The sequence below is a fragment of the Aquimonas sp. genome (assembly GCF_044377145.1).
Classification (GTDB): domain Bacteria; phylum Pseudomonadota; class Gammaproteobacteria; order Xanthomonadales; family Xanthomonadaceae; genus Aquimonas.
Genome location: NZ_JBILJQ010000042.1, coordinates 19157 through 45630, shown reverse-complemented (window position 1 = coordinate 45630; position 26474 = coordinate 19157). Strand labels below are relative to the sequence as shown.

Annotated in this window: 14 protein-coding genes; 5 read left to right on the top strand and 9 right to left on the bottom strand. The window is 67.6% G+C overall.

The window, feature by feature from the left end; genetic code table 11:
- The first annotated feature begins 587 nt into the window (after positions 1-587).
- From ACIQ7H_RS13395 to ACIQ7H_RS13385, 3 genes are read left to right on the top strand one after another with little or no spacing between them, the layout of a single operon-like run.
- Positions 588-1952: a cytochrome ubiquinol oxidase subunit I gene (locus ACIQ7H_RS13395; RefSeq protein ID WP_395792274.1), complete on the top strand. Its 1365-nt coding sequence runs from the start codon at positions 588-590 to the stop codon at positions 1950-1952.
- On the top strand, positions 1949-2941 hold the full coding sequence (locus ACIQ7H_RS13390) for a cytochrome d ubiquinol oxidase subunit II (protein ID WP_395792272.1): 993 nt from the start codon (positions 1949-1951) through the stop codon (positions 2939-2941). The genes ACIQ7H_RS13395 and ACIQ7H_RS13390 overlap by 4 nt, the downstream gene beginning before the upstream one ends.
- Positions 2942-3000: 59 nt before the next feature.
- Positions 3001-4224: an FAD-dependent oxidoreductase gene (locus ACIQ7H_RS13385; protein WP_395792278.1), complete on the top strand. Its 1224-nt coding sequence runs from the start codon at positions 3001-3003 to the stop codon at positions 4222-4224.
- 248 nt (positions 4225-4472) lie between these two features.
- Here ACIQ7H_RS13385 and ACIQ7H_RS13380 read toward each other — a convergent pair whose 3' ends face one another.
- The 4 genes from ACIQ7H_RS13380 to ACIQ7H_RS13365 all read right to left on the bottom strand — a co-directional run bounded on the left by ACIQ7H_RS13380 (position 4473) and on the right by ACIQ7H_RS13365 (position 9969).
- Positions 4473-5039: a thioredoxin-like domain-containing protein gene (locus ACIQ7H_RS13380; protein ID WP_395792270.1), complete on the bottom strand. Its 567-nt coding sequence runs from the start codon at positions 5037-5039 to the stop codon at positions 4473-4475.
- A gap of 25 nt (positions 5040-5064) precedes the next feature.
- Positions 5065-7254, bottom strand: coding sequence for a TonB-dependent receptor plug domain-containing protein (locus ACIQ7H_RS13375; protein ID WP_395792268.1), 2190 nt, complete (start codon positions 7252-7254; stop codon positions 5065-5067).
- Between the two features lie 509 nt (positions 7255-7763).
- Positions 7764-8426 (bottom strand): DUF1826 domain-containing protein, encoded by a 663-nt coding sequence (locus tag ACIQ7H_RS13370; RefSeq protein WP_395792276.1) that lies wholly within the window; start codon positions 8424-8426, stop codon positions 7764-7766.
- 256 nt (positions 8427-8682) lie between these two features.
- Positions 8683-9969: a GTP-binding protein gene (locus tag ACIQ7H_RS13365; protein ID WP_395792266.1), complete on the bottom strand. Its 1287-nt coding sequence runs from the start codon at positions 9967-9969 to the stop codon at positions 8683-8685.
- Positions 9970-10026: 57 nt separating this feature from the next.
- On the opposite strand from ACIQ7H_RS13365, the gene ACIQ7H_RS13360 reads away from it, so the two are divergent.
- Positions 10027-10248 carry a hypothetical protein gene (locus tag ACIQ7H_RS13360; protein WP_395792264.1) on the top strand — a complete coding sequence of 74 codons (222 nt, stop codon included), beginning with the start codon at positions 10027-10029 and terminating at the stop codon, positions 10246-10248.
- Between the two features lie 201 nt (positions 10249-10449).
- On the opposite strand, the gene ACIQ7H_RS13355 is transcribed toward ACIQ7H_RS13360, so the two are convergent.
- From ACIQ7H_RS13355 to tal, 5 genes are all read right to left on the bottom strand, one after another.
- A complete protein-coding gene (locus tag ACIQ7H_RS13355; RefSeq protein WP_395792262.1) occupies positions 10450-12894 on the bottom strand; it encodes a phosphoketolase in 2445 nt (814 codons plus the stop codon).
- Positions 12887-13138, bottom strand: coding sequence for a heavy-metal-associated domain-containing protein (locus ACIQ7H_RS13350; protein ID WP_395792260.1), 252 nt, complete (start codon positions 13136-13138; stop codon positions 12887-12889). Before ACIQ7H_RS13350 ends, ACIQ7H_RS13355 begins: the two co-directional genes overlap by 8 nt.
- 121 nt (positions 13139-13259) lie before the next feature.
- Entirely contained in the window at positions 13260-14534 is a 1275-nt protein-coding gene (locus ACIQ7H_RS13345) for an acetate/propionate family kinase (RefSeq protein ID WP_395792258.1), read from the bottom strand.
- A 31-nt stretch (positions 14535-14565) separates the two neighbouring features.
- Complete coding sequence (locus tag ACIQ7H_RS13340) at positions 14566-16188, bottom strand: alpha-D-glucose phosphate-specific phosphoglucomutase (RefSeq protein ID WP_395792256.1); 1623 nt, start codon at positions 16186-16188, stop codon at positions 14566-14568.
- Positions 16185-17279, bottom strand: a complete 1095-nt coding sequence (gene tal / locus ACIQ7H_RS13335; protein WP_395792254.1) for a transaldolase — start codon at positions 17277-17279, stop codon at positions 16185-16187. The genes ACIQ7H_RS13340 and tal overlap by 4 nt, the downstream gene beginning before the upstream one ends.
- A 259-nt stretch (positions 17280-17538) precedes the next feature.
- On the opposite strand from tal, the gene ACIQ7H_RS13330 reads away from it, so the two are divergent.
- Positions 17539-26406 carry a GH36-type glycosyl hydrolase domain-containing protein gene (locus ACIQ7H_RS13330; RefSeq protein WP_395792252.1) on the top strand — a complete coding sequence of 2956 codons (8868 nt, stop codon included), beginning with the start codon at positions 17539-17541 and terminating at the stop codon, positions 26404-26406.
- Positions 26407-26474 lie beyond the last annotated feature (68 nt).

Here is a 26474-nt window from a genome sequence, read left to right as displayed (position 1 = left end):
CATCGTGACCCTGCCCAGTGAACTCGGAAGCAACGAGATCGCAAGCATGAGCGAATCCGCCACTCAGGAGAACGAATGACAGCTATCTGGTGAACAGGCTGTCTCAAAGGGGTTGACGCGTTCCGGTGGACTGACTTAAGGCGCTGGGTTGCATCGGCATGCCAACACCCCGCCCTCTCTCCAACCCCACCTTCGCTTCGCTCGGGCTCACCGAGCCACGGACTCCCACCGGGAGTCCGTAAGCGGCCCGGTTCGCTCCATTGGGAGAGGGGCTCAGATCGAAAGGTTGGGAGCTTGCGGGAACCCCGCTCTACTGACCAAGGCGCTGGGTTACATCGGCATGCCAACACCCCGCCCTCTCCCCAACCCCTCTCCCGCTGGGAGAGGGGCTCAGAACGAGAAGTTGGGAGCTTGCGGGAACCCCGCTCTACTGACCAAGGCGCTGGGTTACATCGGCATGCCAACACCCCGCCCTCTCCCCAACCCCTCTCCCACGGGAGAGGGGCTCAGATCGGGAAATCGGGAGCTCGCCGGAACCCCGCGCTCTAACGAATCCCGAATCCCGATTCCCAATTCCCGGCTCTCAAATGGACCCCCTAGACCCCATCCTCCTCGCCCGCATCCAGTTCGCGGCCAACATCAGCTTCCACATTCTGTTCCCCACCATCACCATCGCGTTGGGTTGGGTGCTGCTGTTCTTCAAGCTGCGCTGGCGACGCACGCAGGATCCGAAATGGCAGGCGGCGTATCGGACCTGGGTCAAGGTGTTCGCGCTGAGCTTCGCGCTGGGCGTGGTCAGCGGCATCACCATGAGCTTCCAGTTCGGCACCAACTGGCCGGGCTTCATGGAGCGCGTGGGCAATATCGCGGGACCATTGCTGGGCTATGAGGTGCTGACGGCGTTCTTTCTGGAGGCCGCCTTCCTCGGCATCATGCTGTTCGGCCAGGGCCGCGTGTCCGACCGGGTGCATACGCTGGCGACATTTCTGGTTGCGTTCGGCACCACCCTGTCGGCGTTCTGGATCCTGGTGCTGAATTCGTGGATGCAGACGCCGGTCGGCTTCGAGATGATCAACGGCCAGGCACATCCGACCGACTGGCTGGCGATCGTGTTCAACCCTTCGTTTCCGTATCGGCTGGTGCACATGCTGCTGGCCTCGGGCCTGACGGTGGCCTTCCTGATCGCCGGGCTCTCGGCCTGGCGGCGTCTGCGCGGCGATACCGGCACGGAAGTGCAGGCCACGCTGCGCACCGGCCTGATTCTCGGTGCGGTGCTGATCCCGCTGCAGATCCTCGCCGGCGACTTCCATGGCCTGAACACGCTGGAGCACCAGCCGGCCAAGGTCGCCGCGATGGAGGGCATCTGGGAGACCGAGCGCGGTGCGGGGCTGCGCCTGTTCGCGATGCCCAATGCGGAAACCCGCAGCAACGACTACGAGATCCAGATCCCCAAGCTGGCCAGCCTGATCCTCACTCACGAGCTCGACGGCGAGATCAAGGGACTGAACGATTTCGAGCACCACCCGCCGGTGGCGCCGGTGTTCTGGTCGTTCCGGGTGATGGTCGGCACCGGGATGCTGATGCTTGCCGTGAGCTGGCTCGGCGTCTGGCAGATCAAGCGCCGCGGCGAGCCCGCACGCTGGCTGCAGCGGGTGCTGGTCGGCATGACCTTCGCCGGCTGGGTGGCGACGCTGGCCGGCTGGTACGTCACCGAGATCGGCCGCCAGCCCTGGGTGGTGTACGGCGTGGTCAGTACCGCCGATGCCGCCTCCAGCGTGCCGGCGCCCTTGATCGGCATCAGCCTCGGCCTGTATCTCAGCCTGTACGCGGCCCTGCTGGTGGCCTACATCAGCGTGCTGTTCCACCTCATGCACAAGGCGTCGAAGGGCGAGCTCGACGCCGGGATCGGCGTCTTGCCTGAAGGTAAGGCCCACGAAGGAGTACGCGCATGAGCGCCTGGCTGCCCGAAATCTTCATGGCCTTGATGGGCCTCGCGATGCTGGCCTACGTGGTGCTGGACGGCTTCGATCTCGGCGTCGGCATCCTGCTGCCCGGCGCCGACGACGCCCAGAAGGACACGATGATTGCCTCGATCGGCCCGTTCTGGGACGCCAACGAAACCTGGCTGGTGCTCGGCGTGGGCATTCTGCTGATCGCGTTCCCGATGGCGCACGGCATGATCTTGAGCGCGCTGTATCTGCCGGTGACCCTGATGCTGATCGCGCTGATCCTGCGCGGCGTCGCCTTCGACTTCCGGGTCAAGGCACGCGCAAAGCACAAGCACCTGTGGGACCGCGCCTTCTTCATCGGCTCGGCGCTGGCGGCACTGTCGCAGGGCTTCATGCTCGGCGCCTACATCCTCGGCTTCGACTGGAGCGTGGCGAACTTCGCCTTTGCGAGCTTCATCGGCGTCTGCCTGCTGGCCGGCTATGCCCTGCTCGGCTCGACCTGGCTGCTGATGAAGGCCGAGGGCGAGCTGCAGATGAAGGCCGTGCGCTGGGCGCAGCGCGCGCTGTGGCTGACCGGCATCGGCATCGGCGCGGTCTCGGTTGCGACGCCGATGGTCAGCGCGCGCATCTTCGAGAAGTGGTTCAGCCTGCCCAACTTCATCCTGCTGCTGCAGATCCCGCTGATCACCGCGGTGCTGTTCTTCATCGCCCTGCGCGCGCTGAAGCGGATGCGCGCCGGTGAACTGCGCAGCCCCTGGCAACCGTTCGCGTGTTCGGTCGGGCTGTTCGTGTTCGCCTTCCTTGGTCTGGCCTACAGCCTGTTCCCGTACCTCGTGGTCGACCGCATCACCATCCACCAGGCCGCAGCGGCGCCGGGTTCGCTGATGATCATCCTGTTCGGCGTGGCGATCACCCTGCCGGCGATCCTGGCCTACTCGGCCTACAGCTACCGGGTGTTCTGGGGCAAGGCGACCCAGCTGCGCTACTACTAGACGGGGACTCGCAGGCACACTGCGCGGCGACAGCGATATCGGAGCCGCGCGTGAAAACCCTGCACATCGCCATCGCCGGCTACGGCAGTGCCGGCCAGGCTGCCAGCCTGCTGCTGGCCCGCGACGGCCATCGCGTTGAAGTGTTCGAGCGCGTCGCCGCACCCGGCCCGGTCGGTGCGGGCTTTCTGCTGCAGCCGACCGGCATGGGCGTGCTGCTGGAGCTTGAACTGCTCGATGCCGCGCTGCAGCTGGGCGCGCCGGTGCGGCGACTGTTCGGCGACCTGCCCAACGGGCGCCGGATCATGGACATGCGCTACGCCGAACTGCAGCCGGACCTGTGTGGGCTGGGCATGCAGCGCGGCGCCTTGTTCCAACTGCTGCACGCCGCGCGCTCGACCGCCACCCAGCTGCATTTCGATGCGCCGGTGCAATCGGTCGAGCCCGAACTCGGCCGTCTGACCACCGCTGACGGTCGTCAGCACGGTCCGTTCGATCTCGTCATCGCCGCCGATGGCTCCGGCTCGCAGCTGCGTGATGCGCTCGGCCCGCAGCGGCTGAATCGGCCCTACCCCTGGGGCGCCCTGTGGTGCCTGCTGCCGGCCGGCGACTGGCCGTATGCCGACGAACTACGCCAGCGCTATCGCGGCGCCCGCCGCATGATCGGCCTGCTGCCGGTGGGCAGGCGCGGTGCGGATCCCAGCCCGCATCTGAGCTTCTTCTGGAGCCTGCCGACGTCCGACTTCGACGCTTGGCGCGAGCGCGGCATGGATACGTGGCGTAGCGAGTTGGCCGAGCTCTGGCCGGAGGCGCGCGAGGTGTTCGATGGTCTGCCCGCGGACCCCGCCGACCTCGCCCGTGCCAGCTATCGCGATGCCGTGCTAAAGCGCTGGCACCACGGCCGCTTGTGCGCGATCGGCGATGCCGCGCATGCGATGAGCCCGCAGCTGGGCCAGGGCGTCAACATGGCCTTGCTGGATGCATTGGCGCTGCGCGATGCGCTGCGCGCGGAACCAAAGATCGAAGCCGCCCTGCCCCGCTACGCCGCCGAGCGTCGTGCACACGTCAGTAGCTACCAGCTATGGTCGCGCTGGCTGACCCCGCTGTTCCAGTCGGACCACGACGCCATCGCCCGCCTGCGCGACCTGCTGTTCCTGCCGCTGTCTCGCCTGCCCGGCAGCCGCGGCCAGAGCCTGAGCGTGCTGTCAGGCATCCAGCAGGGGCTGTTCGGTCGTCGACGGATCAACCCGGGGCTGCTTCAGCATCTTGAGCGGCACCAGCGCTGAGCAGCGCCTCCATCGCAGGTTGATGCGTGCCGCCGAAGGGTTGCTCGCGAGTGAACGATCAGGCTCGTCCCAACGGACCTACAGGCTAGATCAGCCGACGCCAGAGTTGGCCTTGACCCCTACGAGAGCAAGGCCGGCCGGCTTCTAACTGCGGCTTCATCAGGTCGTCGAAGATGGCGCTGCGCAGGCAGCCGCAGCATTCTTCCGCACCAGTTGCTCGGCCGTGGTGGAGGGAACGCGCGCGGCGTTCATGGCTGCGCTTTGGACGCCTGCGCGTCGATCGCGGAGATTGGCGCGGCCGCTTCCGAAACCGAAGCGAGCCATGCTTCCAATACAGACTGCAGACCGAGGTAGCGGCGGCCTTGCCAGCCGCTGGCCAGAACGGTGCCATCGCGATCAAGCAGCACCAGGTTCGGAGGGGCAGCGCCACCCAAGGCGCGGATTGCCGGCAGAGCCTTCAGCCGCCGATAGTCGATCGCCGGCCATGGCATCGACTGTCGACGCATGTAGCGCCGCATCTCGGCCTCGCTGCTGTCGAGGCTCACGTAGACCACCTCGGTATCGGCGCCGGCCACGCGCAGGGCGGCGTGGACCTGTTTCAGGTCTGGCAGAAAGGCATGGCAGGGCGCGCACCACTCGGCCCCGAAGTACAGCGCGACGAAGCGCGGCTCGCGCGGCCAGCGGTAGGCTTCGAAGCGCGCCTCGCTGGGCACGACCAGCGCATTCGCGATGGAGGTGCGCAGTGCAGAATCCTGCGCGCGTGCAGTGCCCGCGGCCGCGATCGCGATCGCGACCATGACCAGCACGCTGGCCATGGTCAACCAGCTGTGGCCATGCGCCCTAGAAGGCATAACGCAGGCGGGCGTAGTAGGTGCGCGCGAAGCGTGGGCCGTAGACGTAGTCGCTGTCGCGGCCAGCCCCCGTTTCGAGGTCGCGCTGCCGCTCGTCCAGCGCGTTGCGTATGCCGAATGACAGGTCGAAGCCTTTGCCGTCGCTGTCGTGGAAATGGCGTGTGGCGCCAATATCCGCGACCCAGAACTCCGGCGTACGATTCAAGCTCGCGGTGCTGTTGTTGAGCACGTACATGCTGCCCGTGTACTTGAGCCCAACGTAGGCGTCCCAGGCATCACTGGGCGCCCAGGTGGCCTGGGCCAAGCCGCTCCACTCGGGGGTCTTGAGATAGTCGCGGGTGGCGATCACGAGCTCGCCGCCGCTCTCGGTATCGTCGAACACCACCTGCGCCTCGTCGAACTGCGACTGGTACCACGCCAGCCCTGCGGTCAGCCGCAGTCCATCCGTGGGCTGCCAGCCAAGGTTGGCCTCCAGGCCCGCCACGCGCGAACCGGCGGAGTTCTCGCGCACTTGAAACAGGCCGCCGTCGGCGTCTTCGCGGATTTCGCTGAGCACGAACGAATCACGCAGGTCGGTCAGCGATGCGGTGAGGTCGAGCATCCAGACGGGATTCGCGGGGTCGGAGCGCCAGTCCAGATTGACCATGCCGGTGACCGCGCGCTCTTCTACAAGATCGTTGGCATTGCGGATGCGGACCGGTTCGGCACCCAGCGTATCCACGTGCAGGTCTTCGCTGAACACCTCGGGCGCGCGGAAGCCCGTGGACAGCCCGGCACGAAGCTTGAGGCCTTCGCTGGCCTGGAATGCCAGCGCGATCCGCGGCGAGAAGATCGGATCCTCAAGCGCGGAGTTCTTGTCCAGGCGCGCGCCCAGCACCAGATCCGCCGCATCGCTGATCGTCCACTCATCCTGCAGGTAGACCCCGAGGTTGGAGAACGTGTCTTCGGCTGTCGTCGCCAGCGTGTCGCCGCGTGCATTTCGATTGCTGTCTTTGACCGATTCGCGCTTGTATTGGACACCGAACGCCAGTGCGTGAGCGCCCCTCCGCAGGTTGAACTGGCTGTCGATGTAGTGCAGCGGGTTGAGCGTTCTACCGTACTGATTGAACGAAACGGACGCCGCGCTGCCGGCAAGGTTGGGGTCGAGTTCGTCAGGATCGTAGTTCGGGTCTGCCGGATCGGTAACAACATCGCCGAGGCCGCCATAGAAGCTGTCGCGTTCGATGTAGGCAAATGAATAGCCGATGCCAAAGTCGAAGTCATCGTCGACGATCTGATCCCAGCGGACACCGCCGCGGTGGTAGTCCGTCTCCAGCGCTTCGGCGATGTTGGCCAGCCATTCGGGCTGGTCGAGCCGGTTGCCGCCGCGGCGCTTCTCGCGCGTGAACTGGTAGTCGGCTCGCAGGCTTGTGTTGTCGTTCAGCGCGTATGAGCCGAGTACTCCAAACACCTGCTGCTGCTTCTCGGTGATCTCGCTGTAGCTGTCGTCATTGAAATCGATGGCGTCGTTCCGCGCCGCCTGGCCCAGAAGCGAAATCCCGCCGCGGCCATCCGCAGACACGAAGTCGCGGCGCGCCTCAGCGGAGTACAGCGGCTCGCCGTCCTGTACGTCGATGCCAGCCTGCACGAAACCACCGTCGTCGCGCGGATACTCGGGGATCAGATTGATCACGCCGGCAACGGCGCCTGCACCGTACAGCGCGGATCCACCGCCCTTGACCACTTCAAGCGTGTTGATGAACGCCGCTGGGATCTGCTCCAAGCCATAGACCCCGCCCAGCGTCGACAGCAAGGGCGTGCCATCGAACAGGATCTGGTTGTAGGCGCCGCCCAGCCCGAGCAGCTGCGCCTCCGAGGTATTGCAGTTCTGGCAGTTGCTCTCCACGCGCAGGCCATTGATGAGTTCAGCCGCCTGCGAGAAGTCCAGCGCGGCGCGCAGGGCAATGTCTTCCCTGCGCAGCACTTCCGTCCGAATCGGCACATCCGACATCAGCCGCTCGGTTCGGGTGGCGGTGCTCACGGTGACTTCGACCACATCCAACGTGGTGGCGGAGGGTCCTGAGTCACCTTCTGCATGGATAGCGCAAGTCGCCGTGCTCAACGCGGCTGCAACGGCGACCTGCAAAGGCAAGCGCCCGAACAAACAGGGGGACGCGCGGTGGAACGGGGATGTGGACATCGGGTTCGGTATACCGGGCAGAGTTCTGATGAGGCGCAAGGATGATCGAAAGTTACGTTATAACACTCGACATGAGAGTGCCGGAAGTCAGCGAAAGGTCGCCCCTGCGCTGCCGAGGCGATACGAAATGCTGCTGTCGGCAGGCCACGCCCAAGAATCTGAGGTCGAAAGCACCCGTCCCATGGTTGAGCGCGCCAAGCGCGCGGTCACACGGGGAAGGCGCAGCAGACCGCTCATCTGAACGCGACAGGCCGCTGTTCGAGGACGGGGATTTCCGCGGTGACATCAGGTGCCGATGGCTGTCGTGAACAGCGCAGGGCGTGTTCACAAACAATGGCGCGTGCGGTGCGTGAGCTCGCTGCGCCCAGGCAGATGGCGCGGGCCCGGGCGCATCGGCCGCTGCGTGCGTCTCGAACCGTTCATCTGCCGGCTCGGGCGGGCTCGCCGATCACGGACGCATGGCGATCGGAGCGTGCGCTGATTGAGATGCAAGCTCTCAAACGTGGCGGTCAGGCCAGATCGATGTCCACCATGGCCAGGACGCGCGGCGCGTCCGCACCCGCCGCAGGGGATCGATGCAGCAGCCCGCGGCCGGACTGGCCTGGATAGTACTTGCCCTTCATCACCGCCACGGCACCGCCGGGGATTTCCTGCAGCGTCGACACGGATGCCCCGCAATCGCCAACTTCCGCACCGCCTCGCTCGATCGCGCTCTCGGGCAACCACTGAGTACCCTGCCCCCGATAGGCGCAAATCAAGCGCAGCGCCACGTGATCGACATGGAATCGTTCACTGACATTGCAGGCTCGGGTTTCAATGCACACACGCAGCGCAGCCTGCGGCGCGAGCTGGCGAGCCAGCGCGAGCAGCAATTGAAGGTCAGCGCGCCAGGGGTCGCTCGCTGCGACAGGCGCCCGCAGAAACGCGCTCAAGGCTGCATCGAGTGCGGGCTCTACGGCGCAGGAGGGCCTGAGCGTGAACCGTTGCTGGCGCGGCATCAGCACGCACAGCTCTGCCATCTGCTGGTGAATCAAAGTGGGCAGCGGACGCTGCCATACCGCCACGCTGAACTGTGGCTGATGAACTCGATGCAGCACGCTCGGCAGCGATCCACACGCAAGGTTGGCGCACGCGACCGAGCCTGTTTGATCGCGCGGGGGTCGCTCGATCATGGGAACTCGCCTGCTCGCAAAGCGCCGTTCCGTAGCAAGTTGCCTCATCGGTCGCATTCCCCATCAAGGCATCAGAAAGGGAGAGCCCATTGGCTCCCACCCCAGTTCGTGGATGCGCGTGCAGTACCGCGCGGCCAATCTGCGCGGAATCCACCCCTCGGTACTCCTGAGCGCTTGGTTTGATCGCGTATCGGCAGCTTCAGCCTCGCCTTTGGCGTGCAAACGCAAGCTCTAGCGCCACGCGCCGGACACGGCATCAGTCCTCAGCCGAGCCCAGCCGCCAGCGCGGAAACGGATCAGGAAGATTTGCCCAGCCGCGTGGGCCTTGGGCCATCTCGCGCGCGCTGAGCAGGCAGGCGTCGAGATCCGCGCGCACGGCTTCCTCGTCGAGCTGGACACCGATGATCGCGAGCTCCTGGCGGCGGTCGCCGTACTCGCGATCCCACAGGCGCAACATGGCGGCATGCTCGGTCGGATCGCGCACATCCTCGCTGTCGGGCGCCGGCGCACTGATGCGCTCACCGAGCTTGAGCGGCGTGTCGACACGCCCGGCATCGACGCGATCGCGAGCAGCAAACCAGAAGCCGGCAGCCTGGTGCTGGGTGGCGGCGCCGACCGTGCTGAGCTCGCCTACCCAGTCCATCCGCGAGGCCAGCCAGAAGAAACCCTTGCTGCGAATCACCCCGCCCAGGCCTTGGGTCACCAGCCGATGGAAACGCTGCGGATGGAATGGCCGACGTGCGCGATAGACGAAGCTGGTGATGCCATAGGCTTCGGTTTCCGGGGTGTGCTCGCCGCGCAGCTCCTTCATCCAACCCGGCGCGAGCTGTGCCTTCACGAAGTCGAAGCGGCCGGTGCCCAGCACCTGACGCAGCGGCACGCGGGCGCGCTCGGCATCGATCAACAAGGCATCGCGGTTGAGTGCCCGCACCATCTGGCGCACCTGCTGCAGGGTGTCTGCATCGACGCGGTCGGTTTTGTTCAGCACGATGACGTCCGCGAACTCGACCTGCTCGGCCAGCAGATTGACCAGACCGCGCTCGTCATCGGGGCCAGCCGCCTGACCGCGCTCGCGCAAGCGCTCGCTGGAGCAGAAATCGCGGGTGAAGGTTTCGGCATCGACCACGGTGACCAGGGTGTCCAGTCTCGCGACATCCGCCAACGAGAAGCCGTCCTCGTCGCGCACGCCGAAGGTGGCAGCCACCGGCATCGGCTCGCTGATGCCGGTCGATTCGATCAGCAGGTAGTCGAATCGCCCTTCGGCGGCCAAGCGCCGCACTTCGTTGCGCAGGTCCTCGCGCAAGGTGCAGCAGATGCAGCCGTTGCTGAACTCGACCAGGGTCTCCTCGGTGCGCGACAGCTCCGCACCGCCGTCGCGGATCAGCTGGGCATCGATATTGACCTCGCTCATGTCGTTGACGATCACCGCGACCTTCAGGCCTTCGCGGTTGCCGAGCACGTGGTTGAGCAGGGTGGTCTTGCCTGCGCCCAGAAAGCCTGAGAGCACGGTGACAGGGAGCGGTACAGCGGTGGCGGCAGCCATGGCGAACTCGGTATGTTTGTTATAACGTTCCAAATACTACCGCAGCGCGAGCACAACATGATCCCCACCAGCTACGAAGAATGGCGGCACTGCATCCAGCACATCTGCCGCATCCCGCTGACCGCGGAATTCGTGGCGATGCGCGTGCGCGAGCTGGGTGACCCGCAGCTGCACAGCACCTCGCAGTTTCTGCGCCACTACGGGCGCGAGCATCACGGGCGCGTGCTGAGCTGGTTCACGCAGGCGGGGCAGCGCCTGCAGAGCGGCGACCGCCCATGAACCCGACTGGCAGTCGCTTCGCCCGAGGGCTGCAACAAAGCAAGCTCGGCTCCACAAGACGTGCGCACTACCGTATGGCGATCAATCACCGAAGGCCCGCAGCTCCGTTGTACAGCGGAGCTTGCTCAGCGGCTCTACCACTCCGCAGCGGCACGGACTCCGGCACCCACACCGACTCGGACATCGTTCAAGCCTGCAGGCTTACAGCCCCTGCGGCCAACGCCAGCCGCGGATCTCGGGCAGGTCTTCGCCGTGCGCTTCGATGTAGCTGCGGTGCTCGATCAGCTTCTGCTGCAGACGCAGCTTGAGCGCGTCGCCACGCGCGCTGGACTGCGGCAAGCGATCGAGGGTGTCGATCACCAGATGGAAGCGGTCGAGGTCGTTCAGCACCGCCATGTCGAAGGGCGTGGTGGTGCTGCCCTCTTCCTTGAAGCCACGCACATGCAGATGCGCATGACCGCGGCGTCGATAAGTCAGACGATGAATCAACAGCGGATAGCCGTGGTAGGCGAAGATGATCGGTATGTCGGTGCCAAACAGCGCATCGAAGGCCTCATCGCTCAGGCCTTGCGGATGTTCGCTGGCCGGCTGCAGACGCAGCAGATCGACCACATTGACCACGCGCACCCGCAGTTCCGGCAGCTCGGCGCGCAGGATCGCCGCCGCGGCCAGGGTCTCCAGCGTAGGCACGTCGCCGCAGCAGGCGAGGACGACATCGGGCGCGGCAACGCCGCAGTTGCTGGCCCAATGCCAGATGCCCATGCCGGCCTCGCAGTGTTGGATCGCGGCATCAATGTCCAGCCACTGCGGTGAAGGCTGTTTGCCGGCGACGATCACGTTGACGCGGTCACGGCTGCGCAGGCATTCGTCGGTCACCACCAGCAGGGTATTGGCATCGGGCGGCAGATAGATGCGGACGATCGCGGCCTTCTTGTTCGCGACCAGATCGATGAAGCCCGGGTCCTGATGGCTGAAGCCGTTGTGGTCCTGGCGCCAGACGTGCGAGGACAGCAGGTAGTTGAGCGAAGCCACCGGCGCGCGCCAGGGGATTCCGCTGGCGACATCCAGCCACTTGGCGTGCTGGTTGAACATCGAATCGACGATGTGGATGAAGGCCTCGTAGCACGAGAAGAAGCCGTGCCGGCCGGTCAGCAGATAGCCCTCCAGCCAGCCCTCGCACTGGTGCTCGCTGAGCATCTCCAGCACCCGGCCGTCGGCGGCGACATGCACATCATCGGCGTGGATCTCGGCAGTCGAGCAACGCGCGGTGACCTCGAACATCGCGTCCCAGCGGTTGGAGCTGGCCTCGTCCGGGCTGAACACGCGGAAGGTGTGGCGGTTGCCGGCGATGACATCGCGGATCAGCTGGCCCTGCTGGCGAGTGGCCTCGCCGAATACGGCACCCGGTGCGTCCACGCTCAACGCATAGCTGCGGAAATCCGGCAGCGCGAGATCTACCAGCAGCAGGCCGCCATTCGCGTGCGGGTTGGCGCCCATCCGCCGGCTGCCGACCGGCGCGAGCTCGGCCAGCTCCGGCAGCAGCCGGCCGCTCGCATCGAAGAGTTCCTCGGGGCGGTAGCTCAGCAGCCAGTCTTCGAGGATCTTGAGATGGCCGGGCCGATCCATATCGCCCATCGGCACCTGATGCGAGCGGAAGCTGCCTTCGGTCTGTAGCCCATCGACCTGCGCCGGCCCGGTCCAGCCCTTGGGCGAGCGCAGCACGATGACCGGCCAGCGCGGGCGAACGCTGAAGCCGTGCTCGCGCGCCTCGGCCTGGATGCGGCGGATCTCGGCGATCGCGGCATCCAGCGTCGCCGCCATGCGCTGGTGCATGTCCTCATGCACCTCGCCCTCGACAAAGTACGGCGTGTAGCCGTAGCCGATCAGCAGCGCTTCCAGCTCGGCGTGGGGGATCCGCGCCAGCACGGTCGGGCCGGCGATCTTGTAGCCGTTCAAATGCAGGATCGGCAGCACCGCGCCATCGTGGACCGGGTTCAGGAATTTGTTGGAATGCCAGCTGGTCGCCAGCGGGCCGGTCTCGGCCTCGCCGTCGCCGATCACGCAGGCGACGATCAGCTCGGGGTTGTCGAACGCGGCGCCGAACGCATGCGAAAGCGAATAGCCCAGTTCGCCGCCCTCGTGGATCGAGCCCGGAGTCTGCGGCGCGACGTGGCTGGGAATGCCGCCGGGAAACGAGAACTGCTTGAACAATCGCTGCAGGCCATCGAGATCCTGCGAGACCGCCGGATACACCTCGCTGTAGCTGCCCTCCAGGTAGGTGCTGGCGACCAGGGCCGGGCCGCCATGGCCCGGGCCGGCGATGTAGATCATGTCCAGATCCAGCGCCTTGATCACCCGGTTCAGATGCACGTAGATGAAGTTCAGGCCCGGCGTGGTGCCCCAATGACCGAGCAGACGCGGCTTGACGTGTTCGATCCGCAGCGGTTCGCGCAGCAGCGGGTTGTCGAGCAGGTAGATCTGGCCGACCGAAAGGTAGTTCGCAGCGCGCCAGCTGGCGTCGATCAGGCGCAGCTGATCGGCATCGAGGGTGTTGCTGATCACCGCCAACGGATCGGCCGCGTCTGCCGGCAGCTCCTCGGTGCTGAACGAGCTGGCATTGGCTGCATCGGCCGGAAGCTCACGCATCCGCTGCGGCCCGCCCACGGGTCTGCGCCCGACGCGTACCTTCAACCCCGTAGCCAGCTGCCTGCACCGCCCAGCGCAGTTGCTCGGGCGAACACAGTGACTCATCGAACTCGATCACGGCCTCGGCGCGGACCAGCGAGACGCGCGCCTCATCGACGCCGTGGATCGCTCGCAGCATCCGGGTGACCCGGCTGGCGCAGCCGGGGCTGTTCATGGCGATAACGTTGATCACATCGATCTGCATGGGACATCCTTCGGTGGCGCTACGGTGAACATCAGTGCGCGCAGCAGTGTCGTCGCCAGCCAGCAGCGGGTCGGTGCGCCCGCGTACCCAGTGCTCGCCGATCGAAGGCCAAACAGCCGGGTCACGGCCGCAGGCCCAGTGCGCGGCCGGTGGAGCGGGCGATCATCTGTTCTTCGTCGGTGCGCATGACCCGCACGCAGACGCGGCTGTCATCGGTCGAGATCACCGCCGCGCCGCGCGCGTTGCGCTCGGCGCACAGCTCGATGCCGAGAAACTGCAGCCCGCTGCAGATGCGCCCGCGGATCGGCGCCGCGTGCTCGCCGATGCCGCCGGAAAACACCAGGGTGTCGATGCCGCCCAGCACCGCCGCGAAACCACCGATGCCCTTGCGCACCCGATAGCAGAACAGCGCCAGGGCCTCGGCCGCGCGCGGGTCGGTCGCCTCCAGCGCCAGCAGCTCGCGCACATCGGCGCTGGTTTCCGAGACGCCGAGCAGGCCGGACTGGTGGCTGCACAGGTTCTGCAGCTGGGCCGTGCTCAAGCCTTCGCGGGCGGCGAGGTAGGCCATCAGGCCGGGGTCGAGGTCGCCGCTGCGGGTGCCCATCATCAGCCCGGAGTTGGGACTGAAACCCATGCTGGTATCGACACTGCGGCCCATGCTCAGCGCGGCCAGGCTGGCGCCGTTGCCGAGCTGCGCCAGCACCAGCTGACCGTCGGCGACATCGGCGCCCGCGATGCGTTCCAGCTCGTCATGCAGGTAGGCATAGGACAGCCCGTGAAACCCGAAACGACGCACGCCGGCTGCATCGAACCGACGTGGAATCGGCAGCCGCTGCGCGAGCGCCGGCATGTTGTGGTGGAACGCCGTGTCGAAGCAGGCCACCTGCGGCAGGGCCGGACAACGCTGCGCGAAGGCATCGATCAGCGCCAGCGCGCGCGGCAGATGCTCGGGCGCCAGCGGGCTGATCTCGCGCAGCTCGGCGCGCAGGGCGGCGTCGACGTGTACTGGTGCGGAATGACGAAAGCCGTGCACCAGCCGATGGCCGACCGCGGCCAGTCCGCTCATGTCGATCGCCTTCGACAGCCAGCCGAGCAGAAACTCGGCGGCGGCGGAGTGATCGGCCAGCGCGGGCACGGCGATGTCAGCGACCGCCGCGCGCGTGCGAATGCTCGTCGGGCCGTCAGCGTGATCGTTATCGCGTGCGGGATCGCCCGCGTGAGCGCGATCGCCGTGCTCCACCGTCAGCGTGGCGGCGACGCTGCCGATCCGCTCCAGGCTGCCGAACAGCACTCGCCGCCAGGGCGCGGCCGATGCGTACACGGCGAAACGGATGCTGGACGATCCGCTGTTGATCGCCAGCACCTGCGCACCGTGCGGTGGATCGGCGAGGTTCACCGGGCCGTCCCGAGCAGCCGCGCGGCGGCACTCATGCCAGCGCGGCCGAACTGGCCAGCGCGCGGTCGACCAGGCTCTGCGCCTGCACCAGCAACGCCTGCAAATGGGCCTCGTCGCGGAAGCTCTCGGCGTAGATCTTGTAAAGATCCTCGGTGCCGGAAGGCCGCGCCGCGAACCAGCCGTTGGCGGTGCAGACCTTGATGCCGCCGATCGGCGCGGCGTTGCCGGGTGCGCGCTCAAGCACCTGGGTCACCCGCTCGCCGGCAAGTTCGACCGCAGCGACCTGCGAGGCCCGCAGCGCCGCCAGCTGCGTCTTCTGCGCCGGCGTGGCGGGTGCACTGATCCGCGCTGCATGCGGCATGCCGAGGGTGCCGGTCAGCGCGCGGTAGCAGGCGCCCGGATCGCAGCCGCTGCGCGCAGTGATCTCGGCGGCCAGCAGTGAAGGTGCGAAGCCATCCTTGTCGGTGGTCCACACGCCACCGCTGCGGCGCTGGAAACTGATCCCCGCGCTCTCCTCTCCGGCCACCGCCAGGCGCCCGTCAAGCAGGCCGTCGACAAACCACTTGAACCCGACCGGCACCTCGATCACCCGCCGCCGCAGCCGGTGTGCCACGCGGTCGATCAGCCCGCTGCTGACCACCGCCTTGCCGATCGCTGCCGACAGCGACCAGTCGGGCCGCGCGCGCAGCAGGTAGTCCACCACCACCGCGAGATAGTGATTCGGCGGCAGCAGGCCGGCGCTGGGGGTGACGATGCCGTGGCGGTCGTGGTCGGTATCGCAGGCGAAGGCGATGTCGAATTCGTCCTTGCGCGCGATCAGCCCCTGCATCACCTGCGGCGAGGACGGATCCATCCGGATCTGCCCATCGAAATCGCGGCTCATGAAAGCGAACTGCGGATCGACCTGCAGGCTCAGCACCTGCAGATCGAGACCATAGCGCTCGGCAATCGGCTGCCAGTAGTCGACGCCTGCACCGCCGAGCGGATCCACGCCCATGCGAACCCCAGCGCTGCGGATCAGATCGAAGTCGATGACTTCGCCGAGATCCTCCACGTAGCTGTGCAGGAAATCGTGCGTGCGCGTGCCGCGCAGCGCCTGCGCATAGGGCATCCGCCGCACCCCGGCAGGCGCCGCCAGCAGGCCGTTGGCGCGCGCTTCGATCCAGCCGGTGACGGCGGTCTCGGCCGGGCCGCCGTGGGGAGGGTTGTACTTCAGCCCACCGGATTCCGGCGGGTTGTGCGAGGGCGTCAACACGATGCCGTCCGCGCAGCCGGAACGACGGCCGCGGTTGTGGGCCAGGATCGCGTGCGAGATCGCCGGGGTCGGGGTGAAGCCGCCACCGGCCGCAATGCAGGTGTGCACGTTGTTGCCGGCCAGCACCTCCAGCGCGTCTTCGAACGCCGGCTGCGACAGCGCATGAGTATCGATGCCGAGATACAGCGGGCCGTCGATGCCGTGCAGGCGGCGGAAGTCGCAGATCGCCTGCACGATCACCCGCACATGCCAGGCGTTGAAGCTGCGCGCGAACGCACTGCCGCGATGGCCCGAGGTGCCGAACGCCACCCGCTGCGCGGGCACCCCGGCATCCGGCTGCAGATCGGCATAGGCGCTGAGCAGGGCCGCGACATCGAGCAGCGGCGCGGGCGGATTCATGCGCGCTGAGCCGCGATCATGCGCAGCAGATGCCGCCACGACTGCACGAAGGCGGTGATGCCGTCGAGCTGCAGCCGGTCGGCCAGCTGACCGATTTCGACTCCGGCGGCAGCGATCTCGCGCAGGCGGGCCTCGGCGGCTTCGGCGTCGGCACTCAGGCCCTCGGCACCGGCGTCTGGGCTTCCGTCGGCAGCGCTGCCAGCAGCCTCGGCCCAGGCCAGCAGGGTCGCCTCCGGCAGGGTGTTGATCGTGTCGGCGGCGATCAGCGCCTGCACGTACAGGGTCGGTGAGCTGGTTTCATCCTTGCTGCCGGTGCTGGCCCAGAGCAGGCGCTGCGGCTGCGCGCCGGCATCAACCAGTACCCGCCAGCGCGGTGAGGACAACAGTCGGCGGTAGAACGAATAGATCCGCCCGGCGATCGCGATGCCGAGTGTGTTGTGCAGGGCAAGCGGCAGGTGCGGTCGTGCGGCCACATCCCAGCGGCTGATGAACACCGAGGCGACCGCGCCGACGCAGGGATAGAGGCCGGCCACCACGCGGCGCTCGATGCCGCACAGATAGGCCTCGGCCGCCGCGCGGTAGTGCTCGCGCGAGAACAGCAGGGTGGTGTTGGTCGGCATACCTGCGAACGTCAGCGCCTCGACCGCGCGCAGGCCGACCGCGGTGCCGGGAATCTTCATCATCAAGTTCGGCCGCGCGGCCTGCGCGTGCAGCTGCTGGGCAGCAGCGATGCTGGCTTCGGCATCGAAGGCCAGCATCGGCGAGATCTCCATCGAGACCCAACCATCGACCCCGCCGCTGGCATCGAACTGCGGCCGCAGCAGGTCTGCGGCGCGGCGCAGGTCAGCCAGGATGAGCTCGATCAGGACCGCCTCATCGGTCAGGCCATCGCCGGCATGCGCGCGGATGTCGGCGGCATAGGCATCACTGCCAGTCAGGGCGGCTTCGAACACCGCCGGGTTGGAGGTCAGCCCGCTGATCGACAGCTGGTCGATCCACTGCGCCAGCCGGCCGCTGTCGAGCAGGTCGCGGCTGATGCTGTCCAGCCACAGCCGCTGGCCAGAAGGGTGCGGGTTGAGTGTCAGGTGCATGGTTCACTCGCAGACAAGTATTTGCCCACAGGCCACGAATAGTGCTCGGCCGTCGGATGTGCAGGTTGCGACTGCGTCCGGGATTGGTCTGTCCGCCTCCGCACATACAGCCGAACACGGTGGGGGTACGGTGCGGAAGCCGGCTCCCGCGAACCGCATCGATGCGCCCGGCGTCGCCTTCGGCGCAGCGCCGATGTGCTCGATCGACTGCACCGGCGTTGTCTCGCCGGCACCGTTCGCGGCCACCACAGGACACCTGATGCCTACGATGCCCAAACGTTTCAAGCGGTGGCGAATGCGCCTGCGCCGACTGCTGCAGCAGGGCGAGCAGGCGCGTGTTGCGCACCTGCATGACATTGAGACTGGGCCGCGGCAGCGGCTGCTCGGCGGCGAGCAGATCGAACTGCGCGGCCAGGCGTTGGGGCGCCTGCATCGGCTGCATACGGGCCGGCGGCCGGATCGCCTGCTGGCGCGGCTGCGCTCCAACGAAACCCGGATCGACACCAGCTGTGCGGTGCTGACCGAGATGGTGCAGGACGAACTGCGGATCACCCCGGCCGGCGAATGGCTGCTCGACAATCACTACGTGATCCAGGAGCAGGTACGCACCGCGCGCCGACATCTGCCGCCCGGCTACAGCCGCGAGCTGCCGGCGCTCAGTCACGGCCCGTCGGCGCATCTGCCGCGGGTCTACGACCTCGCCAGCGACAGCATCCGCCACGCCGACGGCCGCATCGACGCCGAAGCCATCAGCCGCTTTTTTGCCGCCTATCAGACCGTGACTCCGCTCAAGCTCGGCGAGCTGTGGGCGATCCCGATCATGCTGCGACTGGCCCTGATCGAGAACCTGCGTCGCGTCAGCGACCGGGTCATGGGCGCGGCGCTCGACCGGCGCGTGGCCGGGCTGTGGGCGGCTCGTCTGAGCGAAGCCAGCGCCCTGCACCCGAAGGACATCGTACTGGTGATCGCCGATCTGGCGCGCTCGGAGCCGCCGTTGACCGGCGCCTTCGTCGCTGAACTGAGCCGCGGTCTGCACGGCCGCAGCGCCGCGCTGGCGATGTCGATCAGCTGGATCGACCAGTGGCTGGCCGATGCCGGCCAAAGCATCGAGACCCTGGTCCATGCCGACAGCCAGCAGCAGGCGGTCGATCAGGTCGCGATCAGCAACAGCATCGGCAGTCTGCGATTCCTCGCCAACATGGACTGGCGCGAATTCGTCGAAACCCTGAGCGCGGTCGAACAGACCCTGCGCAAGGACCCTGCCGGCACCTACACGCAGATGGACTTCGCCACCCGCGACCGCTATCGGCATGCGATCGAGCGGATGGCCCTGCAGACTGGCGCGCGCGAGCTTGAGGTCGCCCAGATTGTTCTGCAGCTGGCGCAGGCGCATGCCGCCTCTGCGGCCAGCATGGACAGCATCGAAGCCCATGTCGGCTATTACCTGATCGACGATGGGCAGGCACAGAGCCGGCGCGCGATTGCCGAGGCCGGGCACGCCGCCGGTGGGGTGCGTCGGCCATTGCGGCTGCAGCTGCGGCGGCTGCCGCTGCGGATCTACCTGCTGCCGATCGCGGCGATCTCCGCGGCGTTCACCGCTGCCCTGCTGGCACAGCTGCACCCTGCGCACACCGACGGCGCCCTGCCCTGGCTGGTCGCCTTGCTGGGCCTGATCGCGTTCAGCGAGCTGGGCATCGCCCTGGTCAACTGGGCCGCGACCCGACTGGTGGTACCGCAGCCGCTGCCGCGGCTCGACTACTCGAAAGGCATCCCCAGCTCGGCGCGCACTCTCGTCGTGGTGCCGAGCATGCTGAGCAATGCACGCGGCGTGGCCGCCCTGATCGAAGGCCTGGAGGTGCGCTTTCTCGGCAACCGCAACCCCCATCTGCACTTCGCACTGCTGACCGATCTGCTGGATTCGACCGAGCAGCATCTGCCCACGGACGCTGCGCTGGTGGCCCAGGCCGAGGCCGGCATCGCCGGGCTGAATGCGCGCTACGCGGACGCCGAGGGTGACCTGTTCTTCCTGTTCCACCGGCCCCGCACATGGAATCCGCGCGAGGGCGTGTGGATGGGCTTCGAGCGCAAGCGCGGCAAGCTGTCGGCGCTGAACCGGCTGCTGCGCAGCGCTACCCACGACGAGGCCCAGACCCGCTTCGATCGCGTGGTCGGTGACATCCGGCCACTGCTGAACGTGCGCTACGTGATCACCCTCGACACCGACACCGCCCTGCCGCGCGACAGTGCGCGCGAATTCGTCGGCACGCTCGCGCATCCGCTCAACCGCGCGCGTTTCGACCCGCACCGGCGCAAGGTCAGCCGCGGCTACGGCATCCTGCAGCCCAGCGTCGGCAGCAGCGGCAACGGCGGCGGTGCGGTCTCGCGCTACGCCCAGCTGTTCGGCGGCAGCGCCGGCATCGACCCGTACACCCGCACCACCTCGGACGTGTATCAGGACCTGTTCGGCGAAGGATCCTTCGTCGGCAAGGGCATCTACGACGTAGACGCCTTCGAGTACGCCCTGCAGGAGCGCCTGCCCGACAATCGCATCCTCAGCCACGACCTGCTGGAAGGCTGCTACGCCCGCGCCGGCCTGGTCAGCGATGTGTGGCTGTACGAGGCGCCGCCCTCGCGCTACGCCAGCGACGTCAAACGCCGCTACCGCTGGATCCGCGGCGACTGGCAGCTGCTGCCCTGGCTGCTGCCCTGGGTACCACGCGCCGCCGGCGGCTTCGAGCGCAACCCGCTGAGCCTGCTGTCGCGCGGCAAACTGATCGACAACCTGCGCCGCAGCCTGGTGCCGGCCGCGCTGACTGTTCTGCTGCTGATCGGCTGGAGCGTGCTCGATGCGCCGCTCGTGTGGACGCTGTGGCTGCTCGGCGTGCTGCTGCTGCCGGTGCTGCTGCCGGCGATCCCGGCCCTGGTCGACAAACCGGTCGGCATGGCCGTGCGCCCGCACTTCAATCACGTGATCAGCGCCGCGCTGCGCCGGCTGTCCGGCGCCCTGGTCGGTGTGGCCTGCCTGTGCTACGAGGGCTGGTACAGCCTTGGCGCTGCCGCACGCAGCCTGTGGCGGATCAGCATCAGCCGGCGCCGGCTGCTGCAGTGGAACCCGTCCAGCGAGGTCGAACGCAGCTTGGGCTCAAGCGGCAGCGCGGAGCTGCGCAGCATGTGGTTCGCGCCAGTGTTTGCCGTGCTCAGCGCCGCCTTGCTGTCGCAGCTCAACCCGGCAGCCCTGTGGGTGGCAGGGCCGATCCTCGGCTTATGGCTGCTGGCGCCAGCGCTGATGGCCTGGCTGGGCCGCGCGCCGGCACATAAACGAGCGCCGCTGGTGGCGAGCGAGCTCGCCTTTCTGGGTCGGCTGGCGCGCCGCACCTGGAGCTTTTTCGAAACCCAGGTGCAGGCGCAGGACCATTGGCTGCCGCCGGACAATGTGCAGGAGCATCCGGCCTGGGTGGTGGCGCGGCGCACCTCGCCGACCAACATCGGCTTGTCGCTGCTGGCCAATCTGGCCGCGCGCGACTTCGGCTACCTGCAGACCCGCGGCCTGATCGAGCGCACCCAGGCGGTGTTCGACAGCCTTGATCGCCTGCCGCGTCACCGCGGTCACTTCTACAACTGGTACGACACCGAAACACTGCAGCCGCTGCAGCCGCTGTACATCTCGACCGTCGACAGCGGCAACCTCGCCGGCCATCTGCTCACCCTGCGCCAGGGCCTGCTGGCGCTGCTGGATGCGCCGATTCTGGCGCCGGCCACGCTGCAGGGCCTGGCCGACACCTTGGGCGTACTCGAAGAAGCCCGCGCGCGACTGCCGGTGGGCGAGCTTCCGGCGACGCTGGACGCCACGATCACCGCCTTCCGCATTCGCCTGCAGCTGGAGCGGGTGACACCACCGCTGACCCTGCAGGCCGCGGCCGGCACGCTCGCCGCACTCGACACCTTGGCGGCGGATGTCCTCAGTGCGTGGCCGCCACGCGCTGATGGCTCCGCGGGCATCGAGCCGCACTGGCCACAGAAGCTGCAGCAGGACTGCGCGAACGCGCACGCCGAACTGCTGCAGCTGGCGCCCTGGCTGCACACCGCAGTGGCCGATCAAGTCGCCAGTGCCGAGGCGCAGCCGATGCGCATTCCCAGCCTGCGCGAGCTCACCACCACCTCGAAAAGCACCCTGGTGCGCCAGCGCGCCGGCGAGTGCGTGCTGGCGCTGTCGCGCCTGGCCCATCGCGCCGGCCAGTTCGCGCTGATGGACTACGACTTCCTGTACGACCGCGGCCGCCGCCTGCTGTCGATCGGCTACAGCGTGCAGGAGCGCCAGCTCGACAGCGGCCACTACGACCTGCTGGCCTCCGAAGCGCGCCTGTGCAGTTTCGTCGCCATCGCCCAGGGCAAGCTGCCGCAGGAGACCTGGTTCGCGCTCGGCCGCCTGCTGACCTCGACCGAAGGCAAGGCCACCCTGCTGTCGTGGAGCGGCTCGATGTTCGAGTACCTGATGCCCCAGCTGGTGATGCCGAGTTATCCCGACACCCTGCTCGATCAAACCGCCCGCCACGCGGTGCACGCGCAGATCGTCTACGCGCAGCGTCACGGTCTGCCCTGGGGCATTTCGGAATCCGGCTACAACGCCCGCGATGCCCGTCTGAACTACCAGTACCGCGCGTTCGGCGTGCCCGGCCTCGGCTTGAAGCGCGGCCTGAGCCAGGATCGGGTGGTGGCGCCCTACGCCAGCATGATGGCGCTGATGGTGGCGCCGGCCGAGGCCTGCCGGAACCTGCAGCGGCTGAGCGCGGAAGGCTTCGCCGGCCGGTTCGGCCTGTACGAGGCGATCGATTACACCCCTGAACGACTTCCGCGAGGCCAGACGCATGCGGTGGTGCGCTCGTTCATGGCCCACCACCAGGGCATGGGTCTGCTGGCGCTGGCGCATCTGCTGCACGACCAGCCGATGCAGAAGCGCTTCTGCGCCGACCCTGAAATCCAGGCCACCCTGCTGTTGCTGCAGGAGCGCATCCCCAACGCCGGCTTCTTCCACCCGCATCAAGCCGAAGCCAACGACACCCGCGCCGCATCGACCGCCGCCGAGACCCAGCTGCGCATCATCCGCGACCCCAATCGCAGCCGTCCCGCCGTACAGCTGCTGTCGAACGGCCGCTACCACAGCCTGCTCAGCAGCGCCGGCGGCGGCTACAGCCGCCTGCGCGACATGGCCGTGACGCGCTGGCGCGAAGACGCCACCCGCGACCACTGGGGCAACTTCTGCTACCTGCGCGATCTCGACAGCGGCAGCTTCTGGTCGGCAACTTTTCAGCCGACCTGCGCCGAGTTCGAGCATTACGAGGCGATCTTCTCCGACGCCAAGGCCGAGTACCGCACCCGCCTGCACGAGATCGAAACCCATCTGGAGATCGCGGTCTCGCCCGAGGACAACATCGAGCTGCGCCGCCTGCACCTGCGCAACCGCTCGCGCCACCCGCGCCGGATCGAGATCACCACGTATGCCGAAGTCGCGCTGGCGCCGCCGCTGGCCGATGAACTGCACCCGGCGTTCAGCAATCTGTTTGTGCAGACCGAAATCATTGCCGCCAAACAAGCCCTGCTGTGCACCCGACGCCCGCGCTCGCACGAGGAACAGCCGCCGTGGCTGCTGCATCTGTTGGCGGCGCACGATGTCGACCTGCTCGCGGTCTCGTACGAAACCGATCGCAGCCGGTTTCTCGGCCGCGGCGGCAGCACGCGCAGCCCGCAGGCGCTGAGCCCGGCGGCGCTGTTTGGCGACACGACGCGATTGAACGCTGCAGGCCAGCCGCACCCGCGCGGCGCACTTTCCGGCAGCGCCGGCTCGGTACTCGATCCGATCATCGCGATCCGCTGCCAGCTGCTGCTGCAGCCCGACCAGACCGCGGTGATCGACATGGTGACCGGGGTCGGCAGCGATCGGCAGGACTGCGCCGACCTGATCGACAAGTATCGCGACCGCACCCTGGCCAATCGTGTGTTCGACCTCGCCTGGACCCACTGCCAGGTGGTTCGCCTGCAGATCAATGCCTCGCAGGCCGATGCCCAGCTGTACGAGCGTCTGGCCGGGCTGATGGTGTTCGCCCATCCACTGCTGCGCGCCGAACCCGCCGTGCTGCGACAGAACCGCCGCGGCCAGTCCGGCCTGTGGCGACATGCGATCTCGGGCGATCTGCCGATCGTGCTGGTGCAGATCGCCGATATCGCCAACATCGAACTGGTCCGGCAGATGGTTCAGGCCCATGCCTATTGGCGTCTGAAAGGCCTGCAGGTCGACCTGGTGATCTGGAACGAGGATCAGGCCGGCTATCGCCAGCAGCTGCAGGACCAGATCCTGGCCCTGGTCTCGGCCGGGCCCGAGGGCAATGTGCTCGACAAGCCCGGCGGCATCTTCGTCCGCCCGATCCAGCAGATCTCGCAGGAAGAACGCATCCTGGTGCAGTCGGTGGCGCGGGTGGTGGTCAGCGATCAGCACGGCACCCTGCTGGCGCAGATGGACCGTCGCCCCGCACTGGAACGCACCCCGCCGCCGCTGCGCACCGGCGAAGCCTTCATCCGGCACGATGATGCTGGCGACGATGCGGGCGCCCATGCCCTGCAACAGACCCACTACCCGATCGCACCGACCCGCTCCGAGACCGAGTCCGGCCCGTACGCGGACCACGCCGAGCCGAGCGGGCCGCTGCAGTTCGACAACTCGCTCGGCGGCTTCAGCGCCGACGGCCGCGAATACGTGATCCATCTGCGCGACGGCCAGACCACCCCGGCGCCGTGGTGCAACGTGCTGGCCAATGCCGGCTTCGGCAGCGTGGTCAGCGAGAGCGCGCCCGGCTACACCTGGTTCGAGAACGCGCACACCTTCCGCCTGACGCCCTGGCACAACGACCCGGTGGCCGATGTCAGCGGCGAGGCCTTCTACCTGCGCGATGAAGACAGCGGCGAGGTGTGGTCACCGATGGCGCTGCCGCGGCGCGGACGCGGCGACTACCGCACTCGCCATGGCTTCGGCTACAGCGTGTATTCGCACGAGCAGGACGGCATCGCCAGCGAGCTGTGGGTGTTCGTGGCCCGCGACGACGCGGTCAAGTTCTCACTGCTGAAAGTGCTCAACCGCTCGGGCCGGCCGCGCCAGCTTTCGGCTACCGGCTATGTCGAGTGGGTCATGGGCGATCTGCGTCTGCGCACCCAGATGCACCTGTGCACCGACCTCGACCCAGTCAGCGGCGCCGTGCGCGCGCACAACCACTACAGCGACACGCTGAACGGCCGGGTCGCGTTCTTCGATGCCGATGCCGAGTTGCGCAGCATAACCGGCGACCGCTGCGAGTTCCTGGGCCGAAATGGCAGCCTCGCCGAGCCCGCCGCGCTGGGCCGCGAGCGCCTGTCAGGACGGCTCGGGGTCGGCCTCGACCCCTGCGCCGCGATCCAGATCCAATTCACGCTTGCGCCCGACCAGCACTTCGAAACCTGCTTCCGGCTTGGCGTCGGCGTTGACGCACAGGACGCCAGCGCACTGTCGCTGCGCAGCCAGGGCAGCGCCGCCGCGCATGCCGCCCTGCGCGACGTGCGCGCCTACTGGCAGCAGACCCTCGGCCAGCTGCAGGTCAGCACGCCGGAGCCCAGTCTCGATCTGCTCGCCAATGGCTGGCTGCTGTACCAGACTCTGGCCAGCCGCTGCCTGGGCCGCAGCGGCTTCTACCAGTCCGGCGGTGCGTTCGGTTTCCGCGACCAGCTGCAGGACACCATGGCGACCGTGCACACCCAGCCGGCGCTGACTCGCGAGCACCTGCTGCGCAGCGCCGCCAAGCAGTTCGTCGAAGGCGATGTGCTGCACTGGTGGCACCCGCCGCAGGGCCGCGGCGTGCGCACGCATTGTTCGGACGACTACCTGTGGCTGCCGCTGGCGACCTGTCGCTATCTCAGCGTCACCGCGGACGACAGCGTGCTTGACGAGCCGGTCAGCTATCTCGAAGGCCGCCCGCTGAATGCCGATGAAGAGTCCTACTACGACCTGCCCTTGGTCTCCGGACTGCAGCAGCCGCTTTACCTGCACTGCGTACACGCCCTGCAGCGCGGTATCCGTCTGCTCGGCGCGCGCGGCCTGCCGCTGATCGGCAGCGGCGACTGGAACGACGGCATGAACCGGGTCGGCGCCGAGGGTAAAGGCGAGAGCGTGTGGCTGGGCTTCTTCCTGTTCGAGGTGCTGAGCCGGTTTGTCGAGGTCGCGCAGCGGCGCGGTGACAGCGGCTTCGCCGGCGAATGCGCCGACGCCGCGGAGCTGCTGCGCCAGGATCTCGACCAGCACGGCTGGGACGGCAAGTGGTTCCGCCGCGCCTGGTACGACGACGGCACGCCGCTGGGCTCCGCGACGAGCGACGAATGCCGGATCGACTCGATCTCGCAGAGCTGGGCCGTGCTGTCAGGCGCCGCCCCAGAGGCCCGCGCGCGCCAGGCGATGGATTCGCTGCATACCCATCTGGTCCGCGCCGACGCCGGCCTGATCCAGCTGCTGGACCCGCCCTTCAATCACACCCACCACGACCCCGGTTACATCCGCGGCTATGTGCCGGGCGTGCGCGAGAACGGCGGCCAGTACACCCATGCGGCGGTGTGGGCGGCGATGGCCTTCGCCAAGCTCGACGATCGCGAACGCGCCTGGCAGCTGGCGCGGATGATCAACCCGATCCAGCACAGCCTGAGAAGCGAAGCGGCCGATATCTACCGGGTCGAACCCTATGTGCTGGCCGCCGATGTCTACGCCGTCGCCCCGCACGTCGGCCGCGGCGGCTGGACCTGGTACACCGGTTCAGCCAGCTGGATGTACCGCCTGCTGACCGAATCCCTGCTCGGCCTGCAGCGCGAGGGCGACGCTCTGATCCTGCGGCCCTGCATTCCGGCCGAGTGGGCCGACTACCGCATCGACTACCGCTTCGGCGCCAGCCTCTACCGCATCCAGCTGCGTCAGCTCGACGCCGCCGAGTTCAACGCATTGGCGAAGACCTCGCGCAGCGATCGCGAGCTGGCGATCGAAGCGCTGGACACGGGCGAGTTCCGGATTCCGCTGCGGGATCACGGGCTGGAGCATCGGATCGAGCTGTGGTTGGGTCGGTGAGCGCGCATGCAGATGCGGAGACCGAGATGCTGCCCGATGCGGATCGCCGGCTCGACAGCCTCCGCAGT

Bases quoted from the DNA above. Each gene is read 5' to 3' on its own strand.
- ACIQ7H_RS13360 (WP_395792264.1), top strand. From the start codon at position 10,027: ATGATCCCCACCAGCTACGAAGAATGGCGGCACTGCATCCAGCACATC.
- ACIQ7H_RS13390 (WP_395792272.1), top strand. From the start codon at position 1,949: ATGAGCGCCTGGCTGCCCGAAATCTTCATGGCCTTGATGGGCCTCGCG.
- ACIQ7H_RS13365 (WP_395792266.1), bottom strand. From the start codon at position 9,969: ATGGCTGCCGCCACCGCTGTACCGCTCCCTGTCACCGTGCTCTCAGGC.
- ACIQ7H_RS13370 (WP_395792276.1), bottom strand. From the start codon at position 8,426: ATGATCGAGCGACCCCCGCGCGATCAAACAGGCTCGGTCGCGTGCGCC.
- ACIQ7H_RS13375 (WP_395792268.1), bottom strand. From the start codon at position 7,254: ATGTCCACATCCCCGTTCCACCGCGCGTCCCCCTGTTTGTTCGGGCGC.
- ACIQ7H_RS13340 (WP_395792256.1), bottom strand. From the start codon at position 16,188: ATGAATCCGCCCGCGCCGCTGCTCGATGTCGCGGCCCTGCTCAGCGCC.
- ACIQ7H_RS13330 (WP_395792252.1), top strand. From the start codon at position 17,539: ATGCCTACGATGCCCAAACGTTTCAAGCGGTGGCGAATGCGCCTGCGC.
- ACIQ7H_RS13355 (WP_395792262.1), bottom strand. From the start codon at position 12,894: ATGCGTGAGCTTCCGGCCGATGCAGCCAATGCCAGCTCGTTCAGCACC.
- ACIQ7H_RS13380 (WP_395792270.1), bottom strand. From the start codon at position 5,039: ATGGCCAGCGTGCTGGTCATGGTCGCGATCGCGATCGCGGCCGCGGGC.
- ACIQ7H_RS13350 (WP_395792260.1), bottom strand. From the start codon at position 13,138: ATGCAGATCGATGTGATCAACGTTATCGCCATGAACAGCCCCGGCTGC.
- tal (WP_395792254.1), bottom strand. From the start codon at position 17,279: ATGCACCTGACACTCAACCCGCACCCTTCTGGCCAGCGGCTGTGGCTG.
- ACIQ7H_RS13395 (WP_395792274.1), top strand. From the start codon at position 588: ATGGACCCCCTAGACCCCATCCTCCTCGCCCGCATCCAGTTCGCGGCC.